This is a genomic window from Pseudomonas sp. TCU-HL1 (assembly GCF_001708505.1).
In the GTDB taxonomy this organism is placed as follows: domain Bacteria; phylum Pseudomonadota; class Gammaproteobacteria; order Pseudomonadales; family Pseudomonadaceae; genus Metapseudomonas.
Window position 1 is genome coordinate 4,904,902 of record NZ_CP015992.1, and the last position, 19,565, is coordinate 4,924,466.

The 19,565-nt window shown below is 63.1% G+C and carries 17 protein-coding genes; 1 reads left to right on the forward strand and 16 read right to left on the reverse strand.

Annotated elements, in window-relative coordinates:
* Positions 1-92: 92 nt before the first annotated feature.
* The 8 genes from rpoS to THL1_RS22520 form a co-directional block, all read right to left on the reverse strand.
* Positions 93-1,097, reverse strand: coding sequence for an RNA polymerase sigma factor RpoS (gene rpoS, locus THL1_RS22485; protein WP_069085298.1), 1,005 nt, complete (start codon positions 1,095-1,097; stop codon positions 93-95).
* A 106-nt stretch (positions 1,098-1,203) separates the two neighbouring features.
* Positions 1,204-2,076, reverse strand: coding sequence for a peptidoglycan DD-metalloendopeptidase family protein (locus THL1_RS22490; RefSeq protein ID WP_083245993.1), 873 nt, complete (start codon positions 2,074-2,076; stop codon positions 1,204-1,206).
* Positions 2,077-2,234: 158 nt separating this feature from the next.
* Positions 2,235-2,870 carry a protein-L-isoaspartate(D-aspartate) O-methyltransferase gene (locus tag THL1_RS22495; protein WP_177343863.1) on the reverse strand — a complete coding sequence of 212 codons (636 nt, stop codon included), beginning with the start codon at positions 2,868-2,870 and terminating at the stop codon, positions 2,235-2,237.
* Positions 2,871-2,911: 41 nt separating this feature from the next.
* On the reverse strand, positions 2,912-3,661 hold the full coding sequence (gene surE, locus THL1_RS22500; protein WP_069085300.1) for a 5'/3'-nucleotidase SurE: 750 nt from the start codon (positions 3,659-3,661) through the stop codon (positions 2,912-2,914).
* A complete protein-coding gene (truD, locus tag THL1_RS22505; protein WP_069085301.1) occupies positions 3,649-4,707 on the reverse strand; it encodes a tRNA pseudouridine(13) synthase TruD in 1,059 nt (352 codons plus the stop codon). The genes surE and truD overlap by 13 nt, the downstream gene beginning before the upstream one ends.
* Complete coding sequence (gene ispF, locus THL1_RS22510; RefSeq protein WP_069085302.1) at positions 4,704-5,177, reverse strand: 2-C-methyl-D-erythritol 2,4-cyclodiphosphate synthase; 474 nt, start codon at positions 5,175-5,177, stop codon at positions 4,704-4,706. The genes truD and ispF overlap by 4 nt, the downstream gene beginning before the upstream one ends.
* Positions 5,178-5,232: 55 nt before the next feature.
* Positions 5,233-6,078, reverse strand: a complete 846-nt coding sequence (gene fghA / locus THL1_RS22515) for an S-formylglutathione hydrolase (protein ID WP_069085303.1) — start codon at positions 6,076-6,078, stop codon at positions 5,233-5,235.
* A gap of 82 nt (positions 6,079-6,160) precedes the next feature.
* Positions 6,161-7,273, reverse strand: a complete 1,113-nt coding sequence (locus THL1_RS22520) for an S-(hydroxymethyl)glutathione dehydrogenase/class III alcohol dehydrogenase (protein ID WP_069085304.1) — start codon at positions 7,271-7,273, stop codon at positions 6,161-6,163.
* A 103-nt stretch (positions 7,274-7,376) separates the two neighbouring features.
* Between THL1_RS22520 and THL1_RS22525 the strand changes: the two genes are divergently transcribed.
* On the forward strand, positions 7,377-8,291 hold the full coding sequence (locus tag THL1_RS22525) for a LysR substrate-binding domain-containing protein (RefSeq protein ID WP_069085305.1): 915 nt from the start codon (positions 7,377-7,379) through the stop codon (positions 8,289-8,291).
* Here the strand turns inward: THL1_RS22525 and ispD are convergent.
* The 8 genes from ispD to dnaE all read right to left on the reverse strand — a co-directional run bounded on the left by ispD (position 8,267) and on the right by dnaE (position 19,498).
* Positions 8,267-8,977 (reverse strand): 2-C-methyl-D-erythritol 4-phosphate cytidylyltransferase, encoded by a 711-nt coding sequence (gene ispD, locus THL1_RS22530; protein WP_069085306.1) that lies wholly within the window; start codon positions 8,975-8,977, stop codon positions 8,267-8,269. The two genes, THL1_RS22525 and ispD, sit on opposite strands and share 25 nt — an antisense overlap.
* Entirely contained in the window at positions 8,974-9,258 is a 285-nt protein-coding gene (ftsB, locus tag THL1_RS22535; protein WP_069085307.1) for a cell division protein FtsB, read from the reverse strand. Before ftsB ends, ispD begins: the two co-directional genes overlap by 4 nt.
* A gap of 163 nt (positions 9,259-9,421) precedes the next feature.
* Complete coding sequence (gene eno / locus THL1_RS22540; RefSeq protein WP_069085308.1) at positions 9,422-10,711, reverse strand: phosphopyruvate hydratase; 1,290 nt, start codon at positions 10,709-10,711, stop codon at positions 9,422-9,424.
* 144 nt (positions 10,712-10,855) lie between these two features.
* Positions 10,856-11,701 (reverse strand): 3-deoxy-8-phosphooctulonate synthase, encoded by an 846-nt coding sequence (gene kdsA, locus THL1_RS22545; RefSeq protein WP_069085309.1) that lies wholly within the window; start codon positions 11,699-11,701, stop codon positions 10,856-10,858.
* A gap of 3 nt (positions 11,702-11,704) precedes the next feature.
* Positions 11,705-13,336 (reverse strand): CTP synthase, encoded by a 1,632-nt coding sequence (locus THL1_RS22550; protein ID WP_069085310.1) that lies wholly within the window; start codon positions 13,334-13,336, stop codon positions 11,705-11,707.
* Positions 13,337-13,509: 173 nt separating this feature from the next.
* Positions 13,510-14,826 (reverse strand): tRNA lysidine(34) synthetase TilS, encoded by a 1,317-nt coding sequence (gene tilS / locus THL1_RS22555; protein ID WP_069085311.1) that lies wholly within the window; start codon positions 14,824-14,826, stop codon positions 13,510-13,512.
* Positions 14,827-14,895: 69 nt separating this feature from the next.
* On the reverse strand, positions 14,896-15,846 hold the full coding sequence (gene accA, locus THL1_RS22560; RefSeq protein ID WP_069085312.1) for an acetyl-CoA carboxylase carboxyl transferase subunit alpha: 951 nt from the start codon (positions 15,844-15,846) through the stop codon (positions 14,896-14,898).
* 127 nt (positions 15,847-15,973) lie between these two features.
* Complete coding sequence (gene dnaE / locus THL1_RS22565) at positions 15,974-19,498, reverse strand: DNA polymerase III subunit alpha (RefSeq protein WP_069085313.1); 3,525 nt, start codon at positions 19,496-19,498, stop codon at positions 15,974-15,976.
* Between the last annotated feature and the right edge of the window lie 67 nt (positions 19,499-19,565).

Here is a 19,565-nt window from a genome sequence, read left to right on the forward strand (position 1 = left end):
CTTCCCTGACTGTCAACTCGCTCTTCCCCCAGACTCCGCGAAGAACCTAAAAAAGCCCGGCCAAAGCCGGGCTCCTTCAGATCATCAACGCTCTACTGGAACAGCGCATCGCTGGACAGGCCATTCTTCTCCAGAATCTCACGCAGACGCTTCAGCGCCTCGACCTGGATCTGCCGCACTCGCTCGCGAGTCAGGCCAATTTCCTGGCCTACTTCCTCAAGCGTGCAGCTTTCATGGCCACGCAGCCCGAAGCGCCGCACCACGACTTCGCGTTGCTTATCAGTCAGCTCGGAAAGCCACTGATCGATGCTCTGCGAAAGGTCATCATCCTGCAGGAGTTCACAGGGATCGGTTGGACGATCGTCCGTCAGCGTATCCAACAAGGTCTTGTCGGAGTCCGGCCCAAGTGAAACGTCCACCGAGGTTACCCGCTCATTGAGGCCGAGCATGCGCTTGACCTCATCGACCGGTTTCTCCAGCAGATTGGCAATCTCTTCCGGCGATGGCTCGTGGTCGAGCTTGTGGGTCAACTCGCGTGCAGCACGCAAGTAAACGTTGAGTTCCTTGACCACGTGAATCGGCAAACGAATGGTACGGGTCTGGTTCATGATGGCCCGCTCAATGGTTTGGCGGATCCACCAGGTCGCATAGGTCGAGAAGCGGAAGCCCCGTTCGGGGTCGAACTTCTCCACCGCCCGGATCAGGCCGAGGTTGCCCTCTTCGATCAGGTCGAGCAGCGAGAGACCACGATTGACGTAACGCCGCGCGATTTTCACCACGAGACGGAGGTTGCTTTCGATCATGCGCTTACGCCCGGCAGGATCTCCGCGCTGCGCAAGGCGCGCGAAGTGCACTTCTTCTTCCGGGGTGAGCAGGGGGGAGAAACCGATTTCGTTGAGGTACAGCTGAGTTGCGTCGAGCGCGCGGGTGTAGTCGATGTACTTGTGTTGCTTGGGTGAGGTTGAATGTCGGGATTTTGCGGTGGGCAGAGGCGCGTCACTCTCCTCGCTCAACGCTTCATCCAAAATGACCCCCGGCTCCAGGAGGAGCAGTTCGTCATCGACGTCAAACTCCGGCGCTTCTTTATTGAGTGCCATTGTTGTTGTCCCTTGCTGAGTTCGACAACAAGCCCTGGCGAAGCCTTGGTTCCCTGGCGCCGCCCGAGCCCGTCCTTACCACGTGGTGGAACGGGCTGAAAACGGGTCAACGACGTGGCAGGTATTGCAGCGGGTCTACAGGTTTTCCTTGACGGCGAATTTCAAAATGAAGCTTCACCCGGTCAGTCCCCGTTGAGCCCATCTCGGCAATTGTCTGCCCGACTTTGACCTGCTGTCCCTCCCGCACCAGCAGCCTGCGGTTATGACCGTAGGCGCTTACGTAGGTATCGCTGTGCTTGATTATGACCAGTTCACCGTAGCCCCGTAATCCACTTCCGGCGTAAACAACTGAACCATCTGACGCAGCCAAGACAGGCTGGCCTAATTCCCCAGCGATATCAATCCCTTTATTCAAACTGCCGTTTGACGAAAAACGACCAATCAGAGTGCCGCCCGCGGGCCATACCCAACCCGCCGCAGAGCGCGTGCTAGACGCGTTCGGCGCAACCACAGGCTTTGCGGCTACAGGTTGCTGCGTGGCGGGTTGCGGGCGGACAGCCGGTTGCTGCGGCTGCACCGGCGGGCGACTGGAAGCACTACTGCCAGCCCTGGGATTGGCAACCACAGGCGCCGTCACGACCGCGGCAGGACGCGCCTGGCCGGGCTGACCGTCGAACCGAATGATCTGACCGGGGCGAATCACGTAGGGAGGGGGAACGCCATTGCGTGCGGCAAGGGCCTTCCAGTCCCAGCCGAATCGAAAGGCGATGGAATAGAGCGTGTCACCACGCTGGACGCGGTACTGGCCGCTGGTGACGGGCTGCCGCTGTGAGGCCGTGGCCGCGCCGGAATGATTGCGATCAACCACACTAACACTGGTCTTCTGAGTGCTGGAGCAGCCGGCCAGCAAGATGCCAACGGCAATAGCGGGCAACCAGGTGAGCCCATTCCCCATGCTGATCCTCTGCCGAATGGCCATCAGGCTCACTCTTGTCCCCTTTCCCAACGTTCCATGGTGTTAGTTATTGTGCCGGAAATATCCAGTCGAGCCAGCCGCCAGCCGCACAAAGTGCAGCAAGACACCGACGTGGCGATGCATCAGATAGTTGCCCGCAGCGTGGGTTCCTTCGGTGCGGGTCAGGCCAGCGGGCCGTGCAGCAGCGGTACGAAGCGCACCGCATCCAGCACATGGCGGGTGAACCCCTGCTCTTCGCGGATGATGAGCATCAACTGCTGGACGTCACCAGCCCCAACTGGAATCACCAGGCGCCCACCCGGTGCCAGTTGGTCGAGCAACGCCTGCGGCACATCTGCAGCCGCCGCGGTCACGATGATGCCGTTGTACGGTGCCAGGGCCGGCCACCCTTCCCAGCCATCGCCCCAACGGAACACCACGTTGCGCAGATTGAGAACGCCAAGGCGCTCCTTGGCCTTGTCCTGCAGCACCTGGATCCGTTCCACGGAAAACACTCGTTCCACCAGCTGCGCGAGAATCGCCGTCTGGTAGCCCGAGCCGGTGCCAATTTCCAGCACCTTGTCCAGCGGGCCCGCGGCCAGCAGCAGCTCGGTCATCCGCGCGACCATGTAGGGCTGGGAAATGGTCTGGTTATGACCAATCGGCAGCGCCGTATCTTCGTAGGCGCGATGGGCCAGGGCTTCGTCGACGAACAAGTGACGCGGAGTGCGGCGAATGGATTCGAGCACGCGGGCGTTGGACAGCCCCTCCTCGTACAACCTCTGGATAAGGCGCTCGCGAGTACGCTGGGAGGTCATGCCGATCCCCCGACGCATCAGGTCGTCCTGTTCCCGGGACATCAGAGCAGCCCCTCCACCCAGCTATCGAGGCTCTGGAACGCCTCGTTGAAAGTCCGGTCGAGCTGCAGGGGGGTAATGGAAACATAGCCCTGCATCACCGCATGGAAATCCGTGCCCGGCCCACCGTCTTCGGCGTCGCCGGCCGCGGAAATCCAGTATCCCTCCTTTCCCCTCGGATTGACCACTTTCACCGGCGCAGCAGCGCGCGCGCGATGGCCCAGCCGGGTCAGCTGGATACCGCGGATACGCTCCAGCGGCAGGTTGGGAATGTTCACGTTGAGGACGGTGCGCGGCGGCAGATCGAGACGGTCATGCGCGGCCACCAGCCGACGGGCGATATGGGCCGCGGCCGGCAGGTTGTCCACCTGGCGTGACAGCAACGAGAAGGCGAATGCCGGCAAGCCGAGGAAGCGTCCTTCAAGCGCCGCCGCCACCGTGCCGGAATAAAGCACGTCATCCCCCAGGTTAGCGCCGAGGTTGATGCCCGACACCACCATGTCCGGCAGTTGTTCGAGCAAGCCATTGAGCCCCAGATGGACGCAATCGGTTGGCGTGCCATTGAGGCTGATGAAGCCATTGTCCAGCATGCTGGGGTGCAGCGGGCGGTCCAGCGTCAGGGAACTGCTGGCACCGCTCTTGTCCTGCTCGGGTGCGATGACCACGCAATCAGCGTAATCCTTGAGCGCACCATGCAGGGCAGCGAGACCGGGGGCATTCACCCCGTCATCGTTGGAAATCAGAATGCGCATGGGTTTTCCGTCTGCCCCGCCGGCAGCAGATCGACGAGCTCACGCACCACTGCGGTGGCGAAGCATCCAGCCGGCAGGACGAATTCCAGTTGCAGAACGTCAGGCTCGGGATAATGCCACGTCAAGCCGCCGATGGGGAGGCGGAGGATGCGCCGTTCGTGCTCCAGTCCCGCTTCTGCAAGCCACCGGCACAATGCCTCCTCGGCGGCCGCCACGCGTTGCTCCACGGATTGATTCGCCCCGCCTGCGGGCGAGGCGCCAGCGCCCCAGAGCGGTCCGGTCGGGTGCAGGTCAAGTTCTGCCAGGCGTGGATCGACGCACTCCGCCTCGCCGGCAGCAAAGAAGCTGCGGCTGTCGGTAAAGGCCAGCAGATCGCCGACCTGCGCCTGATTCCAGGTGCCAGCGGCAACGCGCTCGGCCAATACGCGGTTGAACAGGAAGCTGCGCCCCGCCGATAGCAGGCGAGAGCGCACGTTGCGCTGCACCGGCAGCTCCTTGCGCTCGGCAAAGGCACGGGCGTCAACGACGTTGCCGCCGCCATGACCGAAACGCTGCAGGCCGAAGTAGTTGGGGACACCAGCTTCCGCCAGGCGCTTCAGGCGCTGCTCCAGCGCCTCGCGATCAGCCGCCAGGCGGGCAAGACGCAGGGTGAAACCGTTGGCCGAATGGGCGCCGCGCTGAAGCTTGCGCTTGTGCCGGGCGCTCTTGAGGATGCGCAGGTTGGCGTTCTCCGCACCAGACAGATCCGGATCGGACTTGCCCGGCAGGTGCAGGCTGAACCATTGCCGGGTCAGCGCCTGGCGATCCTTGAGCCCGGCGTAGCTGACCACTTTCAGTGGTACGCCGGCGGCGCGGGCAATACGCCGCGCCGCCTCTTCGGTGTTCAGTTCGCGCTTTTCCACCCAGAGCCATAGATGCTCCCCCTCACCCGCCAGGGGAATATCCAGCACCTCGTCGACCTGGAAGTCTTCGGCGACTGCTTTCAACTGGGCCTGCCCCAGCGCCTCGCCATGGGCACGCGGGCCCAGCAGTTCGAGTTCGGTCATGCTGGCATCAGCAGGGCGACCGCATGTACGGCGATGCCCTCCTCACGCCCGGTGAAGCCGAGCTTCTCGGTGGTGGTGGCCTTTACGTTGACCTGATCCAGTTCGACCTCGAGATCCGCGGCGATGTTGGCGCGCATGGCCTCGATATGCGGCGCCATCTTCGGTGCCTGAGCCACGATGGTTCCGTCGACGTTGCCGACCTTCCAGCCCTTGGCTTTGACCTGGGCCAGAACGTGACGCAGCAGCGCGCGGCTATCGGCGCCCTTGAACTGCGGATCGGTGTCCGGAAAGTGTTTGCCGATGTCACCCAGCGCGGCGGCGCCCAGCAGCGCATCGGAAAGCGCATGGAGCAACACGTCACCGTCGGAATGGGCGATAAGCCCGAACGTGTGGGAAATGCGCACACCGCCCAGGGTGATGAAATCACCCTCGCCGAAGCGGTGTACGTCGTAACCGTGGCCAATTCGCATAGTCAGAAAAACGCCCTGAAAAGTCAGGGCGTGATTCTACCTGCTTTGGGGGTGCTTAGGCTTTCAGGGCCTCGGCGTGGTGCCGCAGGTGATCGCCGATGAAGCTGGCGATGAAGTAATAGCTGTGGTCGTACCCCGGCTGCAGACGCAGGGTCAGCGGATGGCCCGCGGCCTTGGCCGCCGCTTGCAGGACCTCGGGCTTGAGCTGGTTGGCGAGGAAGTCGTCGCGATCGCCCTGATCCACCAGGATGGGCAGCTTCTCGCTGGCTTCGGCCAGCAAGGCGCTGGCGTCCCACTCGCGCCAACGGGAACGGTCTTCACCCAGATAGCGGCTGAGGGCTTTCTCGCCCCAGGGGCAGCCCATGGGATTACTGATCGGCGCGAAGGCCGACAGCGACTGGTAACGACCCGGGTTACGCAGCGCGCAAACCAGAGCGCCGTGGCCGCCCATGGAGTGGCCGCTGATACCGCGCTTCCCGGAAACCGGGAAGTTGGCCTCGATCAGCGCCGGCAGTTCGTGCACCACGTAATCGTGCATGCGGTAATGCCGCGCATAGGGCTCCTGGGTCGCGTTGACATAGAAGCCTGCACCCAGGCCAAAGTCCCAGGCGCCATCGGGGTCACTGGGTACATCCCCGCCACGCGGGCTGGTGTCCGGGGCCACGATGATCAGCCCCAGTTCCGCCGCCAGACCCTGCGCGCCGGCTTTCTGCATGAAGTTCTCGTCAGTGCAGGTCAGCCCCGAGAGCCAGTAGAGCACCGGAAGTTTCGCGCCCTGCTCCGCCTGGGGCGGGAGGTAGACGGCGAACACCATGTCGCAGTTGAGGCTGGTGGAGCGATGACGGTAGCGCTTGTGCCAACCGCCGAAGCTCTTGTTGCTGGAAACGATTTCGAGGGTCATGAAGCGTTCTCCGCCGAAGCCACGAGCCCAGGACAGAAAGCGCCGCTGACAGCGCGCTGCCTGCCCTGGGCTACCCGCTTGATTAGAAGTGGACGACCGAGCGAATGCTCTTGCCTTCGTGCATCAGGTCGAAGGCCTCGTTGATGTCGTCCAGCCCCATGGTGTGGGTGATGAAGGTGTCCAGCGGGATCTCGCCTTTCTGCGCCTTCTCCACGTAGCTCGGCAGTTCGGTACGGCCTTTTACGCCGCCGAACGCCGAACCGCGCCAGACGCGGCCGGTAACCAACTGGAACGGACGGGTGCTGATCTCGGCACCCGCAGGCGCAACGCCGATGATGACCGACTCGCCCCACCCCTTGTGGCAGCACTCCAGGGCAGCGCGCATCAGGTTGACGTTGCCGACACATTCGAAGCTGTAGTCCACCCCGCCATCGGTCATCTCGACGATGACGTCCTGGATCGGTTTGGCATGGTCCTTCGGATTGACGAAGTCGGTGGCACCCAGTTCACGGGCGACGTCGAACTTCTCCGGGTTGATGTCGATGGCAATGATGCGCGAAGCCTTGGCCATCTTGGCGCCGATGATCGCCGCCAGGCCGATGCCACCCAGGCCGAAGATGGCCACGGTAGCGCCCTCTTCCACCTTGGCGGTATTGAGGACGGCACCGATACCGGTGGTCACACCGCATCCCAGCAGGCAGACCTTCTCCAGCGGCGCTTCCTTGGGAATCTTCGCCAGGGAGATTTCCGGCAGCACGGTGTACTCGGAGAAGGTGGAGCAGCCCATGTAGTGATAGATCGGCTGGCCGTTGTAGCTGAAACGGGAGGTACCGTCCGGCATCAGGCCCTTGCCCTGGGTGGCACGGACTTTCTGGCAGAGGTTGGTCTTGCCGGATTTGCAGAATTTGCACTCGCCGCATTCGGCCGTGTAGAGCGGAATCACGTGGTCGCCGACGGCGAGCGAGGTCACGCCCTCACCCACCGCTTCGACGATACCGCCACCCTCGTGGCCAAGGATGCAGGGGAAAACGCCTTCGGAGTCGGCGCCGGACAGCGTGTAGGCATCAGTGTGGCAGACACCGGTGGCCACAATCCGCACCAGGACTTCGCCAGCCTTGGGCGGGGCCACGTCCACTTCGACGATCTGCAGCGGCTGGTTCGGTGCGAAGGCCACGGCGGCACGGGACTTGATCATGGTGACTCTCCATCTGATTGAAATGGCCAAGGAGTGTAGTTGAGCCGCTGATAGTAAATAATCCACCACAAGGCAAAACTTTATTGCTGTGGAGGGATAATCCATGAGTCGCTGGGAAGGTCTGGACGAGTTCGTCGCCGTGGCCGAAACGGGTCAGTTCACTGCGGCGGCCGATCGCCTGGGCATTTCGTCCTCCCATGTCAGCCGGCAGATCGCACGTCTGGAAGAACGCCTGCAGGTTCGTCTGTTCTATCGCAGCACCCGCAAGGTGGCGCTGACCGAAGCCGGGCAGACCTTCCTGCAGCATTGCCAACGCCTGATGGATGCCCGAGAGGAGGCGCTGCGTGCGGTGAGCGACCTGAACAGCGAACCCAAGGGACTGCTGCGCATGACCTGTGCGGTCGCCTATGGCGAGCGCTTCATCGTCCCGCTGGTCAACGAGTTCATGGCGCGGCATCCGCAATTGCGGGTGGATATCGAGTTGAGCAACCGCACCCTGGATCTGGTGCATGATGGCCTCGACGTGGCGATTCGCCTGGGCCGCCTGCAGGACTCGCGCCTGGTCGCGACCCGACTCGCGCCACGGGTCATGTACCTGTGCGCAGCGCCGTCCTACCTGGAGCGCTACGGCCGTCCCCACAGCCTCTCGGAGCTGGCCCGGCACAACTGCCTGATTGGCAGCGCGGACCATTGGGACTTCCTCCAGCAAGGACGCGAACACGCCATCCGGGTCCAGGGCAACTGGCGCTGCAACAGTGGACAGGCCGTGCTGGATGCAGCGCTGCGGGGGTTCGGTCTGTGCCAGTTACCCGATTACTACGTGCTGGAACACTTGCGCAGCGGCGCCCTGGTGTCGCTGCTGGAGCAGCACCGTCCGCCGAACACCGCAGTCTGGGCACTTTATCCACAGCAACGGCATCTCTCGCCCAAGGTGCGGCAACTGGTGGATCTGCTGAAGGTAGGACTGGCCGAACGGCCGGAGTACGCAGCGGCTCAGCCCCGCGTGGACCAGCGCTGACGCAGCCAGTCGAGGTCTTCGGGGCGAGTGATCTTGAGGTTGTCGGCCCGGCCTTCCACCAGCTTGGGAGCATTGCCCGCCCACTCCATGGCAGAGGCTTCGTCAGTGATGGCGACGCCAGCTACGAGGGCATCGGCCAGCGCCCGATGCAGGGCGCCAAAGCGGAACATCTGCGGCGTGTAGGCCTGCCAGATCAGGCTGCGGTCGACGGTTTCCGCCACCCGGCCATCGGCGCCGACGCGTTTCAAGGTATCCCGCGCTGGAACGGCGAGGAGGCCACCGACCGGATCATCGGCCAGTTCGGCCAGCAGCAGATCGAGGTCGAAACGCGACAGGTTCGGCCGCGCCGCATCATGCACCAGAACCCAGTCGTTGGCGCGAGCGCCGTGCTCGGCGAGGCGCAACAGGGAGCTGAGCACCGAGTCCGCGCGTTCCTTGCCGCCGTCTGCTCGGATGATGCGGTCGTCAGAGGCACAAGGCAGCGTCGGCCAGTAGGGGTCATCCACGGACAGACTGATCACCAGCCCCTTGAGTTGCGGATGATCAAGGAAGCAATCGAGGCTGTGCTCGAGAATGGTTCGCCCAGCGAGTTCGAGATACTGCTTGGGACGGTCGGCGCGCATGCGGGCACCGACACCTGCAGCGGGAATCACCGCCCAGAAGAAGGGGGTATCGACCTGGTTCATTCGGCAATCTGGTAGAGGGTTTCGCCTTCCTTGACCATGCCCAGCTCATGACGGGCACGCTCTTCAACGGTTTCCATACCCTTTTTCAGCTCCATCACTTCCGCTTCGAGAATGCGATTGCGCTCCAGCAGGCGCTCGTTCTCGCCTTTCTGCTCAGCGATCTGGTGCTGTAGATCCTGGACCTGCGCCAGGCTGCCGTCGCCCACCCAGAGGCGATACTGCAGGCCAGCCAGCATCAGGATGAGGACAACAAACAACCAGTAAGTGTTAGGGCGAGTCATTTTGCCAGGGAGTATCCATGCGAAAAGGGCAGCCTGCGCTGCCCTTCTACCCTTCCCTGCCGACCAGGCAGGTTGAAATCAGGAGATGACGCGCAGTTTACATGAAGTAAAGAGGCATTCAGCGCTAGTTTTCAACCTGGCCTGACCGATTGCAGACGCAGTCTCAGCCGCGGAACTCGGCACGCCCACGGTACGGGGCCTTCTCGCCCAGTTGCTCTTCGATGCGCAGCAGCTGGTTGTACTTGGAAACGCGGTCGGAACGGCACAGCGAACCGGTCTTGATCTGGCCAGCGGCAGTGCCTACGGCCAGGTCGGCGATGGTGCTGTCCTCGGTCTCGCCGGAACGGTGGGAGATCACCGCGGTGTAGCCAGCAGCCTTGGCCATCTGGATGGCTTCCAGGGTCTCGGTCAGGGAGCCGATCTGGTTGAACTTGATCAGGATCGAGTTGCCGATGTGCTTCTCGATGCCTTCCTTGAGGATCTTGGTGTTGGTCACGAACAGGTCGTCACCGACCAGCTGGACTTTGGCGCCGATCTTATCGGTCAGGTCTTTCCAGCCGGCCCAGTCGGACTCATCCATACCGTCTTCGATGGAAATGATCGGGTAGCGCTGGGTCAGGCCAGCCAGGTAGTCGGCAAAACCGGCGGCGTCGAACACTTTGCCTTCACCGGCCAGGTCGTACTTGCCGTCCTTGAAGAACTCGCTGGAAGCGCAGTCCAGGGCCAGGGTCACGTCGGTGCCCAGCTTGTAGCCAGCGTTGGCAACGGCTTCGGCGATGGCGGCCAGGGCGTCTTCGTTGGAAGCCAGGTTCGGGGCGAAGCCACCTTCGTCACCCACGGCGGTGTTCAGGCCACGGGCCTTCAGCACGGCTTTCAGGTGGTGGAAGATCTCGGCACCCATGCGCAGGGCGTCGGCGAAGTTCTTGGCGCCAACCGGCTGCACCATGAACTCCTGGATGTCGACGTTGTTATCGGCGTGCTCGCCACCGTTGATGATGTTCATCATCGGAACCGGCATCGAGTACTGGCCCGGAGTGCCGTTCAGGTCGGCGATGTGGGCGTAGAGCGGTACACCCTTGGCCTGGGCAGCAGCCTTGGCGGCAGCCAGGGACACGGCGAGGATGGCGTTGGCACCCAGCTTGGCCTTGTTCTCGGTGCCGTCCAGTTCGATCATGGCGCGGTCGAGGGCTTTCTGGTCAGCAGCATCTTTGCCCAGCAGCAGGTCGCGGATCGGGCCGTTGATGTTGGACACGGCCTTCAGTACGCCCTTGCCCAGGTAACGGCTCTTGTCGCCATCACGCAGTTCCAGTGCCTCGCGGGAACCGGTGGAAGCACCGGACGGCGCGCAAGCGCTGCCGATGATGCCGTTCTCGAGGATCACATCGGCTTCCACGGTGGGGTTGCCACGGGAGTCCAGAACCTCGCGGCCCTTGATGTCGACGATCTTTGCCATTGTTGTTAGCACTCCAAAAGTTGACGAAAACGCTCAGCAGAAAGTGAGGCGATCCGCCGGGCCTCGGGGTCGGCTGACCCGGCGAATGTCCTGACCATTCGGTCAGATTGTGCCCACGCGGCACTTTACCGGAGATCGGCCCGTTCAGGCAGTCTCGATTGGCGGAAAACGCTTGATCAGCTCATCCAGTTGCTTGAGCTGGGAGAGGAAGGGTTCCAGCTTATCCAGGCGCAGGGCGCAGGGGCCGTCACATTTGGCGTTGTCGGGGTCCGGATGGGCTTCGAGGAAGAGACCCGCCAGGCCTTGGCTCATGCCGGCCTTGGCCAGGTCGCTGACCTGGGCACGGCGGCCGCCAGCCGAGTCCGCACGTCCGCCCGGCATCTGCAGGGCATGGGTGACGTCGAAGAACACCGGGTACTCGAACTGCTTCATGATGCCGAAGCCGAGCATGTCCACCACCAGGTTGTTGTAACCGAAGGAGGAACCACGCTCGCAGAGGATCAGGCGATCATTCCCGGCTTCTTCGCACTTGGTGAGGATGTGCTTCATTTCCTGCGGTGCGAGGAACTGGGCCTTCTTGATGTTGATCACCGCGCCGGTCCTGGCCATGGCCACCACCAGATCGGTCTGGCGGGACAGGAAGGCCGGCAGCTGGATGATGTCGCAGACCTCGGCCACCGGGGCGGCCTGGTAGGGCTCGTGGACATCAGTGATCACCGGCACGCCGAAGGTCTTCTTCACTTCCTCGAAGATCTTCATGCCCTCGTCGAGGCCCGGCCCGCGGTACGAGTTGACCGACGAGCGATTGGCCTTGTCGAAGCTGGCCTTGAACACGTAAGGGATGCCGAGCTTCTCGGTCACCCGCACATATTCCTCGCAGACCTTGAGGGCCAGGTCGCGGGACTCCAGCACGTTCATGCCACCGAACAGCACGAACGGCTTGTCGTTGGCGATCTCGATATTGCCGACGCGGACAGTCTTCTGCGCCATGGGTCAGGCCTTCTTCGCTTTCTGCGCCAGGGCGGCGGTAACGAAGCCGCTGAACAGCGGGTGGCCATAACGCGGCGTAGAGGTGAACTCCGGGTGGAACTGGCAAGCGACGAACCACGGATGGTCCGGAGCCTCGACCACTTCGACCAGGGCACCGTCGCCAGAACGGCCGGTGACCTTCAAGCCAGCTTCCTGCAACTGCGGCAGCAGGTTGTTGTTCACTTCGTAGCGATGGCGATGGCGCTCGACGATCTCGTCCTTGCCATAGCAGTCGTGCACCAGGGAACCGCTCTCCAGCTGGCAAGCCTGGGCGCCGAGGCGCATGGTGCCGCCGAGGTCGGACGCTTCAGTACGGATTTCGGTGGCGCCAGTGGCGTCTTCCCACTCGGTGATCAGGCCCACGACCGGGTGGCCGCTGGACTTGTCGAACTCGGTGGAGTTGGCGTCGGCCCAACCCAGTACGTTACGGGCATATTCGATGACCGCAACCTGCATGCCGAGGCAGATACCGAGGTAGGGGATCTTGTTCTCGCGGGCGTAGCGCACGGTGGTGATCTTGCCTTCCACGCCGCGCAGGCCAAAACCGCCGGGGACCAGGATGGCGTCAACGCCCTCCAGCAGGCCGGTGCCCTGGGATTCGATGTCTTCGGAGTCGATGTAACGCAGGTTCACCTTGGTGCGGCTCTGGATGCCGGCGTGGCTCATCGCTTCGATCAGCGACTTGTAAGCGTCCAGCAGCTCCATGTACTTGCCGACCATGGCGATGGTGACTTCGCTCGAAGGGTTCAGCTTGGCATCGACCACGCGGTCCCATTCGGAGAGGTCAGCGCCGTTGCATTGCAGGCCGAAGCGCTCGACGACGATGTCGTCCAGGCCCTGGGCATGCAGCACGGACGGAATCTTGTAGATGGTGTCGACGTCTTGCAGGGAAATGACCGCGCGCTCTTCCACATTGGTGAAGAGCGCGATCTTGCGACGCGAGGACAGGTCGACATCATGGTCGGAACGGCAGATCAGCACGTCCGGTTGCAGACCGATGGAGCGCAGCTCCTTCACCGAGTGCTGGGTCGGTTTGGTCTTGGTCTCGCCGGCGGTGGCGATGTAGGGCACCAGGGTCAGGTGCATCAGCATGGCGCGCTTGGCACCCACTTCCACGCGCAACTGGCGGATGGCTTCGAGGAAGGGTTGGGATTCGATGTCGCCGACGGTACCGCCGATTTCCACGAGGGCCACGTCCGCACCAGCGGCGCCCTTGATGATGCGGTGCTTGATCTCGTCGGTGATATGCGGGATCACCTGGATGGTCGCGCCCAGGTAGTCACCACGGCGCTCCTTGCGCAGCACGTCGGCATAGACGCGGCCGGTGGTGAAGTTATTGTTCTGGGTCATCGTGGTGCTCACGAAGCGCTCGTAGTGGCCCAGGTCGAGGTCGGTCTCGGCGCCGTCCTCGGTCACGAAGACCTCACCATGCTGGAACGGGCTCATGGTGCCCGGATCCACGTTGATGTACGGGTCAAGCTTGAGCATGGTGACCTTCAGTCCCCGCGCTTCCAGAATGGCGGCCAAGGATGCCGAGGCGATGCCTTTCCCCAAAGAAGAAACAACACCACCCGTGACGAAGATGTAGCGCGTCATGAAAAACCCTAGAAGTCTGCGTTTAGGCGGAATGCCGCCGGGGAAAGCGATGAAGGGCTATGGCCTTCAACCATGGAGCGCCACTGGGACGCTGCTTCAAAAGCAACAACCGCCGACTCTGAAGGAATCAGCGGAAGCTAAGTAAGACGGGAGCGTAGTCTACCGGAAAGACCCTACCAGCTCAAACCTTGGTCATTCGTCGGTGGCCTCCAGCGAAGCTGCCAGGCACCCTGCCGCGAACCATCCAGTCCCGGCAGGTTGGCCACAGCCAGTAGCGCTCCCTCCACCACCAACAGCGGCAATCGGCCGCGGACGAACGCTGGCAGCCGCGCTTCATTGAGCAGCCGCTTGAGGTCGCGACGCCCCCGTCCCGGCAGGTCCAGCACCTCTCCACCCTGCCGGTAATGGATTTCGATCCGACCGGCCGGCGGCCTGCCCAATACCTCCAGGCGGCCATTACCAGGCAGCTCGAGCGGCTGACCGGGGTCAGTCCATGAGAGGTTCGCCGCCGGCGTTTCGAGCCATTCACCGGACAACCACCACAACCGTCCGTCGGCCCGATGCAGCTCGCCCTTCGCCAGACGCCAGATGGGCGCAGCGTCGGCCGCCGCATCGCGCAGGTCATACCAGCCGGCCCAGTGGTCGCTGTCCGGCAGCGGTGTCAGGGAGGACAACCAGAACCGCAAGGCATTGCGCTGCCGCGCGGGCGTCAGCGCGGCCAGCGACGCCATGTCGAGGGACGGCAGCGGCAACCAGGGAAAATTGCACGAGCCTTGTGCCCGCTCGATATCCGTCAGGGCCAACTCATCCAGCAGGCTCTGCGCCTCGGCCAGATGCGCGGCACTGCGCGCCAGGCTGTCCGCCGCACGCGGCCAGCGCGCCTGCAACGCGGGAAGAACGTTCTGACGCAGGAAATTGCGGTCGAGCCCAATGTCGGTATTGCTCGGGTCCTCGACCCATTCAAACCCTTCGGCTCGGGCAAAGGCCGCCAACTCGGCACGGGACACCTGCAACAGCGGCCTGACCAGGCTGCCCCGCCCCAACGGCCGGCTCGCGGGCATGCCCGCCAGGCCACGCACCCCCGCTCCACGGAGCAGGCGAAAGAGTAAGGTTTCAGCCTGGTCATCGCGGTGCTGGGCACTGAGCAGCACCTCCCTGTCGCCCAACTGTTCCGCAAAGGCGGCATAGCGCGCATTCCGCGCCGCACGCTCCAGACTGGCTCCGGAGTCCAGCGTTACCCGCAGTACCCTGAGCGGAACGCCCAAACCATCGCAAACCCGCTGGCAATGAGCCGGCCAGGCATCGGCCGCGGCCTGGATACCGTGATGGACATGGAAGGCGGAAATTGGCGGCAATCGCTCGTGGCGCGCGAGGCGTGCCAACAGGTGCAGGAGAACGGTGGAATCGAGCCCGCCCGAGAATGCGATGCGCCAGGCCGGCGCATCGCGCCATGGAGCCAGGGCTGTCAGAAGGCGGGAGTCAAGGGACATGGACGGCTCAAAAAGAAATCGGGCCCCAAGCATAAAGCCGGGGCCCGATCTTTACAGCCTGAAGCGGGATCAGGCTACGCCGTAGCTCATCAGACGCTCATAGCGACGCGCCAGCAGGTCCTCGCTGCTGAGCTTCTGCAGCGACTTCAGCTGCTCGGCGAGTTCCTTGCGGATGGACTCGGCAGTGGCCGACGGGTCGCGATGGGCGCCGCCCAAGGGCTCGGCAATCACCTTGTCGACGATACCCAGGCCCTTCAGGCGCTCGGCGGTGATGCCCATGGCTTCGGCCGCGTCGGGTGCCTTCTCGGCGGTTTTCCACAGAATAGAAGCGCAACCTTCCGGGGAGATCACCGAATAGGTGGAGTACTGCAGCATGTTCAGACGGTCGCAGACGCCGATGGCCAGCGCGCCGCCGGAACCACCTTCACCGATCACTGTAGCGATGATCGGCGTCTTCAGGCGCGCCATCACACGCAGGTTCCAGGCGATGGCCTCGCTCTGGCCGCGCTCCTCGGCATCAATGCCCGGATAAGCACCGGGCGTGTCGATGAAGGTGAGGATCGGCATCTTGAAGCGCTCGGCCATTTCCATCAGGCGGCAGGCCTTGCGATAGCCCTCGGGGCGCGGCATGCCGAAATTGCGGCGAACCTTCTCACGCACTTCACGGCCTTTCTGGTGGCCGATGATCATGACCGGCTCGTCGTTCAGACGGGCCACGCCGCCGACGATCGCCGCGTCATCCGAGAAGTGACGGTCGCCATGCAACTCGTCGAACTCGGTGAAGATGTGCTCGATGTAATCGAGGGTGTAGGGCCGGCGCGGATGGCGCGCCAGTTGAGCGATCTGCCAGCTGGAGAGATTGCCGAAAATGCTTTCGGTGAGCGCGCTGCTCTTCTCCTGCAGACGGGAAATCTCGTCGGTGATGTTCAGGGCGTTGTCGTTACCGACCAGACGCAGCTCCTCGATCTTGGCTTGCAGATCGGCGATGGGCTGTTCGAAATCCAGAAAGTTCGGGTTCATAGGCTTCCGTCGTGCGCTTGGGGCCAGGCGGCTGGTTCCATTTGGCGCCCTACCTTAAGGGGTCGGGCGCGTACGGGTCGAGATCAAATCGAAATCGGGCCGGGGCGAGCGTACTGCCACGCTCGCATCAGCGGTAGTGCAGGAAGACGTTGTCGCGCCCGAACTGGTCACGCAATGCCTGAATCAATGCATCGGCCGGGGCAATTCGCCAGTCATCGCTGAACTGCAGCAGAGCCTTCGCATCATTACCGCTGTAGTCCAGGGTCAGGGGGCAGGAGCCACGATGACGGCGGCAAAGCTCCGCCAGCCAGCGCAGTCGATCACCTTGCAGGGCGGAGAAATCCACCTTCATGCGCAGGCTCTCGGCAAGGCCGGTACGGGCGTCCTCCAGGCTCAGCACGCGCTTGGCACGCAGGCGCAGACCGCCGGAGAAATCGTCATGGCTGACTTCACCTTCCACCACGACCAGTGCATCGGTCTGCAACAGGCCATGGGCCGCATTGAAGGCGTCGGCAAAAAGCGAAGCCTCGATACGCCCGGAACGGTCATCCAAGGTAATGAAGCCCATCTTGTCGCCCTTCTTGTTCTTCATCACCCGCAGGTTGACGATCAGGCCGGCGATGATCTGGGTGTCCCGCGCTGGTTTCAGTTCGACGATGCACTGGCGGGCGAAGCGACGGATCTCGCCTTCGTACTCGTCGATCGGGTGGCCGGTCAGGTACAGGCCCAGAGTTTCCTTCTCGCCCTTCAGGCGTTCCTTGAGGGACAGTTCCTTGGCGTTGCGGTGGTTGACGTACATGTCCGCCTCGGGCTCGGCGAACAGGCCACCGAAGAGGTCCATGTGGCCGCTGTCGTGGCTGCGCGCGGTCTGTTCGGCGGCCTGGGTGGCTTCTTCCATGGCGGCCAGCAGCACCGCGCGATTGCGGTCGATGCCTGCCTGGTAGGCCTTGGGCTCATTACTGAAGTACGGGCCGAGGCGGTCCAGGGCACCGCCCCGGATCAGGGCTTCCAGGGTGCGTTTGTTGATGCGCTTGAGGTCGACACGGTTGCAGAAGTCGAAGAGGTCCTTGAACGGCCCTCCCTCGGCGCGGCATTCGGTAATGGCTTCCACCGGGCCTTCGCCCACGCCTTTGATGGCCCCCAGGCCGTAGACGATCTGGCCGTCGTTGTCGACGGTGAAGCGGTACTCGGAGTTGTTCACATCAGGGGCGACGATGCGCAGCTTCATGTGCCGGCATTCTTCGATCAGCGTCACCACCTTATCGGTGTTGTGCATATCCGCAGTGAGTACCGCGGCCATGAACGGCGCCGGGAAATGCGCCTTGAGCCAGGCGGTCTGGTAGGAGACCCAACCGTAGGCGGCCGAGTGGGATTTGTTGAAGCCGTAGCCGGCGAACTTTTCCACCAGATCGAAGATGTTGCCCGAGAGATCGGCAGAAATACCGTTACTGGAGCAACCCTCGATGAAGCCGCCGCGCTGCTTGGCCATTTCCTCGGGCTTCTTCTTGCCCATGGCGCGGCGCAGCATGTCGGCGCCACCGAGGGTGTAGCCGGCCATCACCTGGGCGATCTGCATCACCTGCTCCTGATACAGGATGATGCCGTAGGTGGGCTTGAGCACTGGCTCCAGGCCCTCGTACTGGTAGTCCGGGTGCGGGTAGGAGAGCTCGGCGCGGCCGTGCTTGCGGTTGATGAAGTCGTCCACCATGCCCGATTGCAGCGGGCCCGGGCGGAACAGCGCCACGAGGGCGATCATGTCTTCCAGGCAGTCGGGCTTGAGCTTCTTGATCAGCTCCTTCATGCCGCGCGATTCGAGCTGGAAAACCGCGGTGGTCTCCGCCTTCTGCAGCATGTCGTAGGTTTTTTTGTCGTCCAGCGGGATGCGGTCGATATCCACCAGTGGCAGGCCCTTCTTCTCCTGCTCGCGGTTGATCATCTCCATGGCCCACTTGATGATCGTCAGGGTCCGCAGGCCGAGGAAGTCGAACTTCACCAGGCCCGCGGCCTCCACGTCGTCCTTGTCGAACTGGGTCACCAGGCCGGCACCTTCTTCGTCACAGGCGATCGGCGAGAAGTCGGTGAGCTTGGTCGGCGCGATCACCACACCACCGGCGTGCTTGCCGGTACCCCGGGTGATGCCTTCCAGCTTGAGGGCCATGTCCCAGATTTCCTGGGCCTCCTCATCCGCCTTGAGGAAGTCGCGCAGCACTTCTTCCTGGTTGTAGGCGGCCTCAAGGGTCATGCCCACTTCAAACGGGATCATCTTCGACAGGCGGTCGGCCAGGCCGTAGGACTTGCCCTGCACCCGAGCCACATCGCGTACCACCGCCTTGGCCGCCATGGAGCCGAAGGTGATGATCTGGCTCACCGCGTTACGGCCGTACTTGTCCGCCACGTAGTCGATCACCCGGTCACGGCCGTCCATGCAGAAGTCGACGTCGAAGTCGGGCATGGAAACCCGTTCGGGATTGAGGAAGCGCTCGAAGAGCAGGTCGTAGGCGAGCGGATCGAGGTCGGTGATCTTCAGCACATAGGCCACCAGCGAGCCGGCACCCGAGCCCCGTCCCGGGCCTACCGGCACACCGTTGTTCTTGGCCCACTGGATGAAGTCCGCAACGATCAGGAAGTAGCCGGGGAAGCCCATCTGGATGATGGTGCCGAGCTCGAACTCCAGACGGTCGATGTAGAGCTGGCGCTTTTCTTCATAGTCCGGTGTGGTTTCCTTCGGCCAGAGCACGGCCAGACGCTCTTCCAGGCCCTCGTAGGACGCATGGCGCAGGTAGTCGTCGATGCTCATGCCGTTGGGCGTGGGGAAGTCGGGCAGGAAGTGTTTGCCCAACTGCACCTCGATATTGCAGCGCTTGGCGATCTCGACGGTGTTCTCCAGCGCCTCGGGGATATCGGCAAACAGCGCGGCCATCTCCTCGGGGGACTTGAGGTACTGCTGGTCGGAGAAGTTGCGCGGCCGGCGCGGATCATCGAGCACACGGCCTTCGCCGATGCAGACGCGGGTCTCGTGGGCCTCGAAATCGCCGGACTTGATGAAGCGCACGTCGTTGGTGGCCACCAGCGGGGCACCGCAACGGTCGGCCAGGGCGACGGCGGCATGCACATGCTCTTCGTCATTAACGCGCGCGGTGCGCTGCAGCTCCAGGTAGAAGCGGTCGGGGAAGACCGCCTGCCATTCGGCCAGCAAGGCCTCGGCGCCGACCTGGTCGCCGTTGAGCAAGGCCATGCCGACCTCACCTTCCTTGGCGCCGGACAGGGCAATCAGGCCTTCGGCGGCCGCTTTCACCCACTCACGCTGGATGATGACCAGGCCATTGCTCTGCCCCTCGGACCAGCCACGGGACACCAGCTCGGTCAGATTGCGATAGCCCTTGGCGTTCATCACCAGCAGGGTCATGCGGCTGAGGGGGCCATCCTCGAAGGGGCTGGCCAGCCAGACATCGGCACCACAGATGGGCTTGATGCCGCCGCCCATGGCGGCCTTGTAGAACTTCACCAGCGAGCACATGTTGCTCTGGTCGGTGATCGCCACCGCCGGCATGCCCGCTCCCGCCACGGCCTTGACCAGCGGCTTGACCCGTACCAGGCCGTCTACCAGGGAGTACTCGGAATGCAGACGCAGATGGACGAAGGAAGCGGTCATGGAAGTCCTATGCATAACGCGAAAACGACAAGGCCCGGATTGTACCGGGCCCTTGGGCAAAGCTACA

What these genes read in the sequence shown, in the direction of transcription:
- rpoS (WP_069085298.1), bottom strand. Translation starts at nt 1,097, where the DNA reads ATGGCACTCAATAAAGAAGCGCCGGAGTTTGACGTCGATGACGAACTG.
- THL1_RS22490 (WP_083245993.1), bottom strand. Translation starts at nt 2,076, where the DNA reads ATGGCCATTCGGCAGAGGATCAGCATGGGGAATGGGCTCACCTGGTTG.
- THL1_RS22495 (WP_177343863.1), bottom strand. Translation starts at nt 2,870, where the DNA reads ATGACCTCCCAGCGTACTCGCGAGCGCCTTATCCAGAGGTTGTACGAG.
- surE (WP_069085300.1), bottom strand. Translation starts at nt 3,661, where the DNA reads ATGCGCATTCTGATTTCCAACGATGACGGGGTGAATGCCCCCGGTCTC.
- truD (WP_069085301.1), bottom strand. Translation starts at nt 4,707, where the DNA reads ATGACCGAACTCGAACTGCTGGGCCCGCGTGCCCATGGCGAGGCGCTG.
- ispF (WP_069085302.1), bottom strand. Translation starts at nt 5,177, where the DNA reads ATGCGAATTGGCCACGGTTACGACGTACACCGCTTCGGCGAGGGTGAT.
- fghA (WP_069085303.1), bottom strand. Translation starts at nt 6,078, where the DNA reads ATGACCCTCGAAATCGTTTCCAGCAACAAGAGCTTCGGCGGTTGGCAC.
- THL1_RS22520 (WP_069085304.1), bottom strand. Translation starts at nt 7,273, where the DNA reads ATGATCAAGTCCCGTGCCGCCGTGGCCTTCGCACCGAACCAGCCGCTG.
- THL1_RS22525 (WP_069085305.1), top strand. Translation starts at nt 7,377, where the DNA reads ATGAGTCGCTGGGAAGGTCTGGACGAGTTCGTCGCCGTGGCCGAAACG.
- ispD (WP_069085306.1), bottom strand. Translation starts at nt 8,977, where the DNA reads ATGAACCAGGTCGATACCCCCTTCTTCTGGGCGGTGATTCCCGCTGCA.
- ftsB (WP_069085307.1), bottom strand. Translation starts at nt 9,258, where the DNA reads ATGACTCGCCCTAACACTTACTGGTTGTTTGTTGTCCTCATCCTGATG.
- eno (WP_069085308.1), bottom strand. Translation starts at nt 10,711, where the DNA reads ATGGCAAAGATCGTCGACATCAAGGGCCGCGAGGTTCTGGACTCCCGT.
- kdsA (WP_069085309.1), bottom strand. Translation starts at nt 11,701, where the DNA reads ATGGCGCAGAAGACTGTCCGCGTCGGCAATATCGAGATCGCCAACGAC.
- THL1_RS22550 (WP_069085310.1), bottom strand. Translation starts at nt 13,336, where the DNA reads ATGACGCGCTACATCTTCGTCACGGGTGGTGTTGTTTCTTCTTTGGGG.
- tilS (WP_069085311.1), bottom strand. Translation starts at nt 14,826, where the DNA reads ATGTCCCTTGACTCCCGCCTTCTGACAGCCCTGGCTCCATGGCGCGAT.
- accA (WP_069085312.1), bottom strand. Translation starts at nt 15,846, where the DNA reads ATGAACCCGAACTTTCTGGATTTCGAACAGCCCATCGCCGATCTGCAA.
- dnaE (WP_069085313.1), bottom strand. Translation starts at nt 19,498, where the DNA reads ATGACCGCTTCCTTCGTCCATCTGCGTCTGCATTCCGAGTACTCCCTG.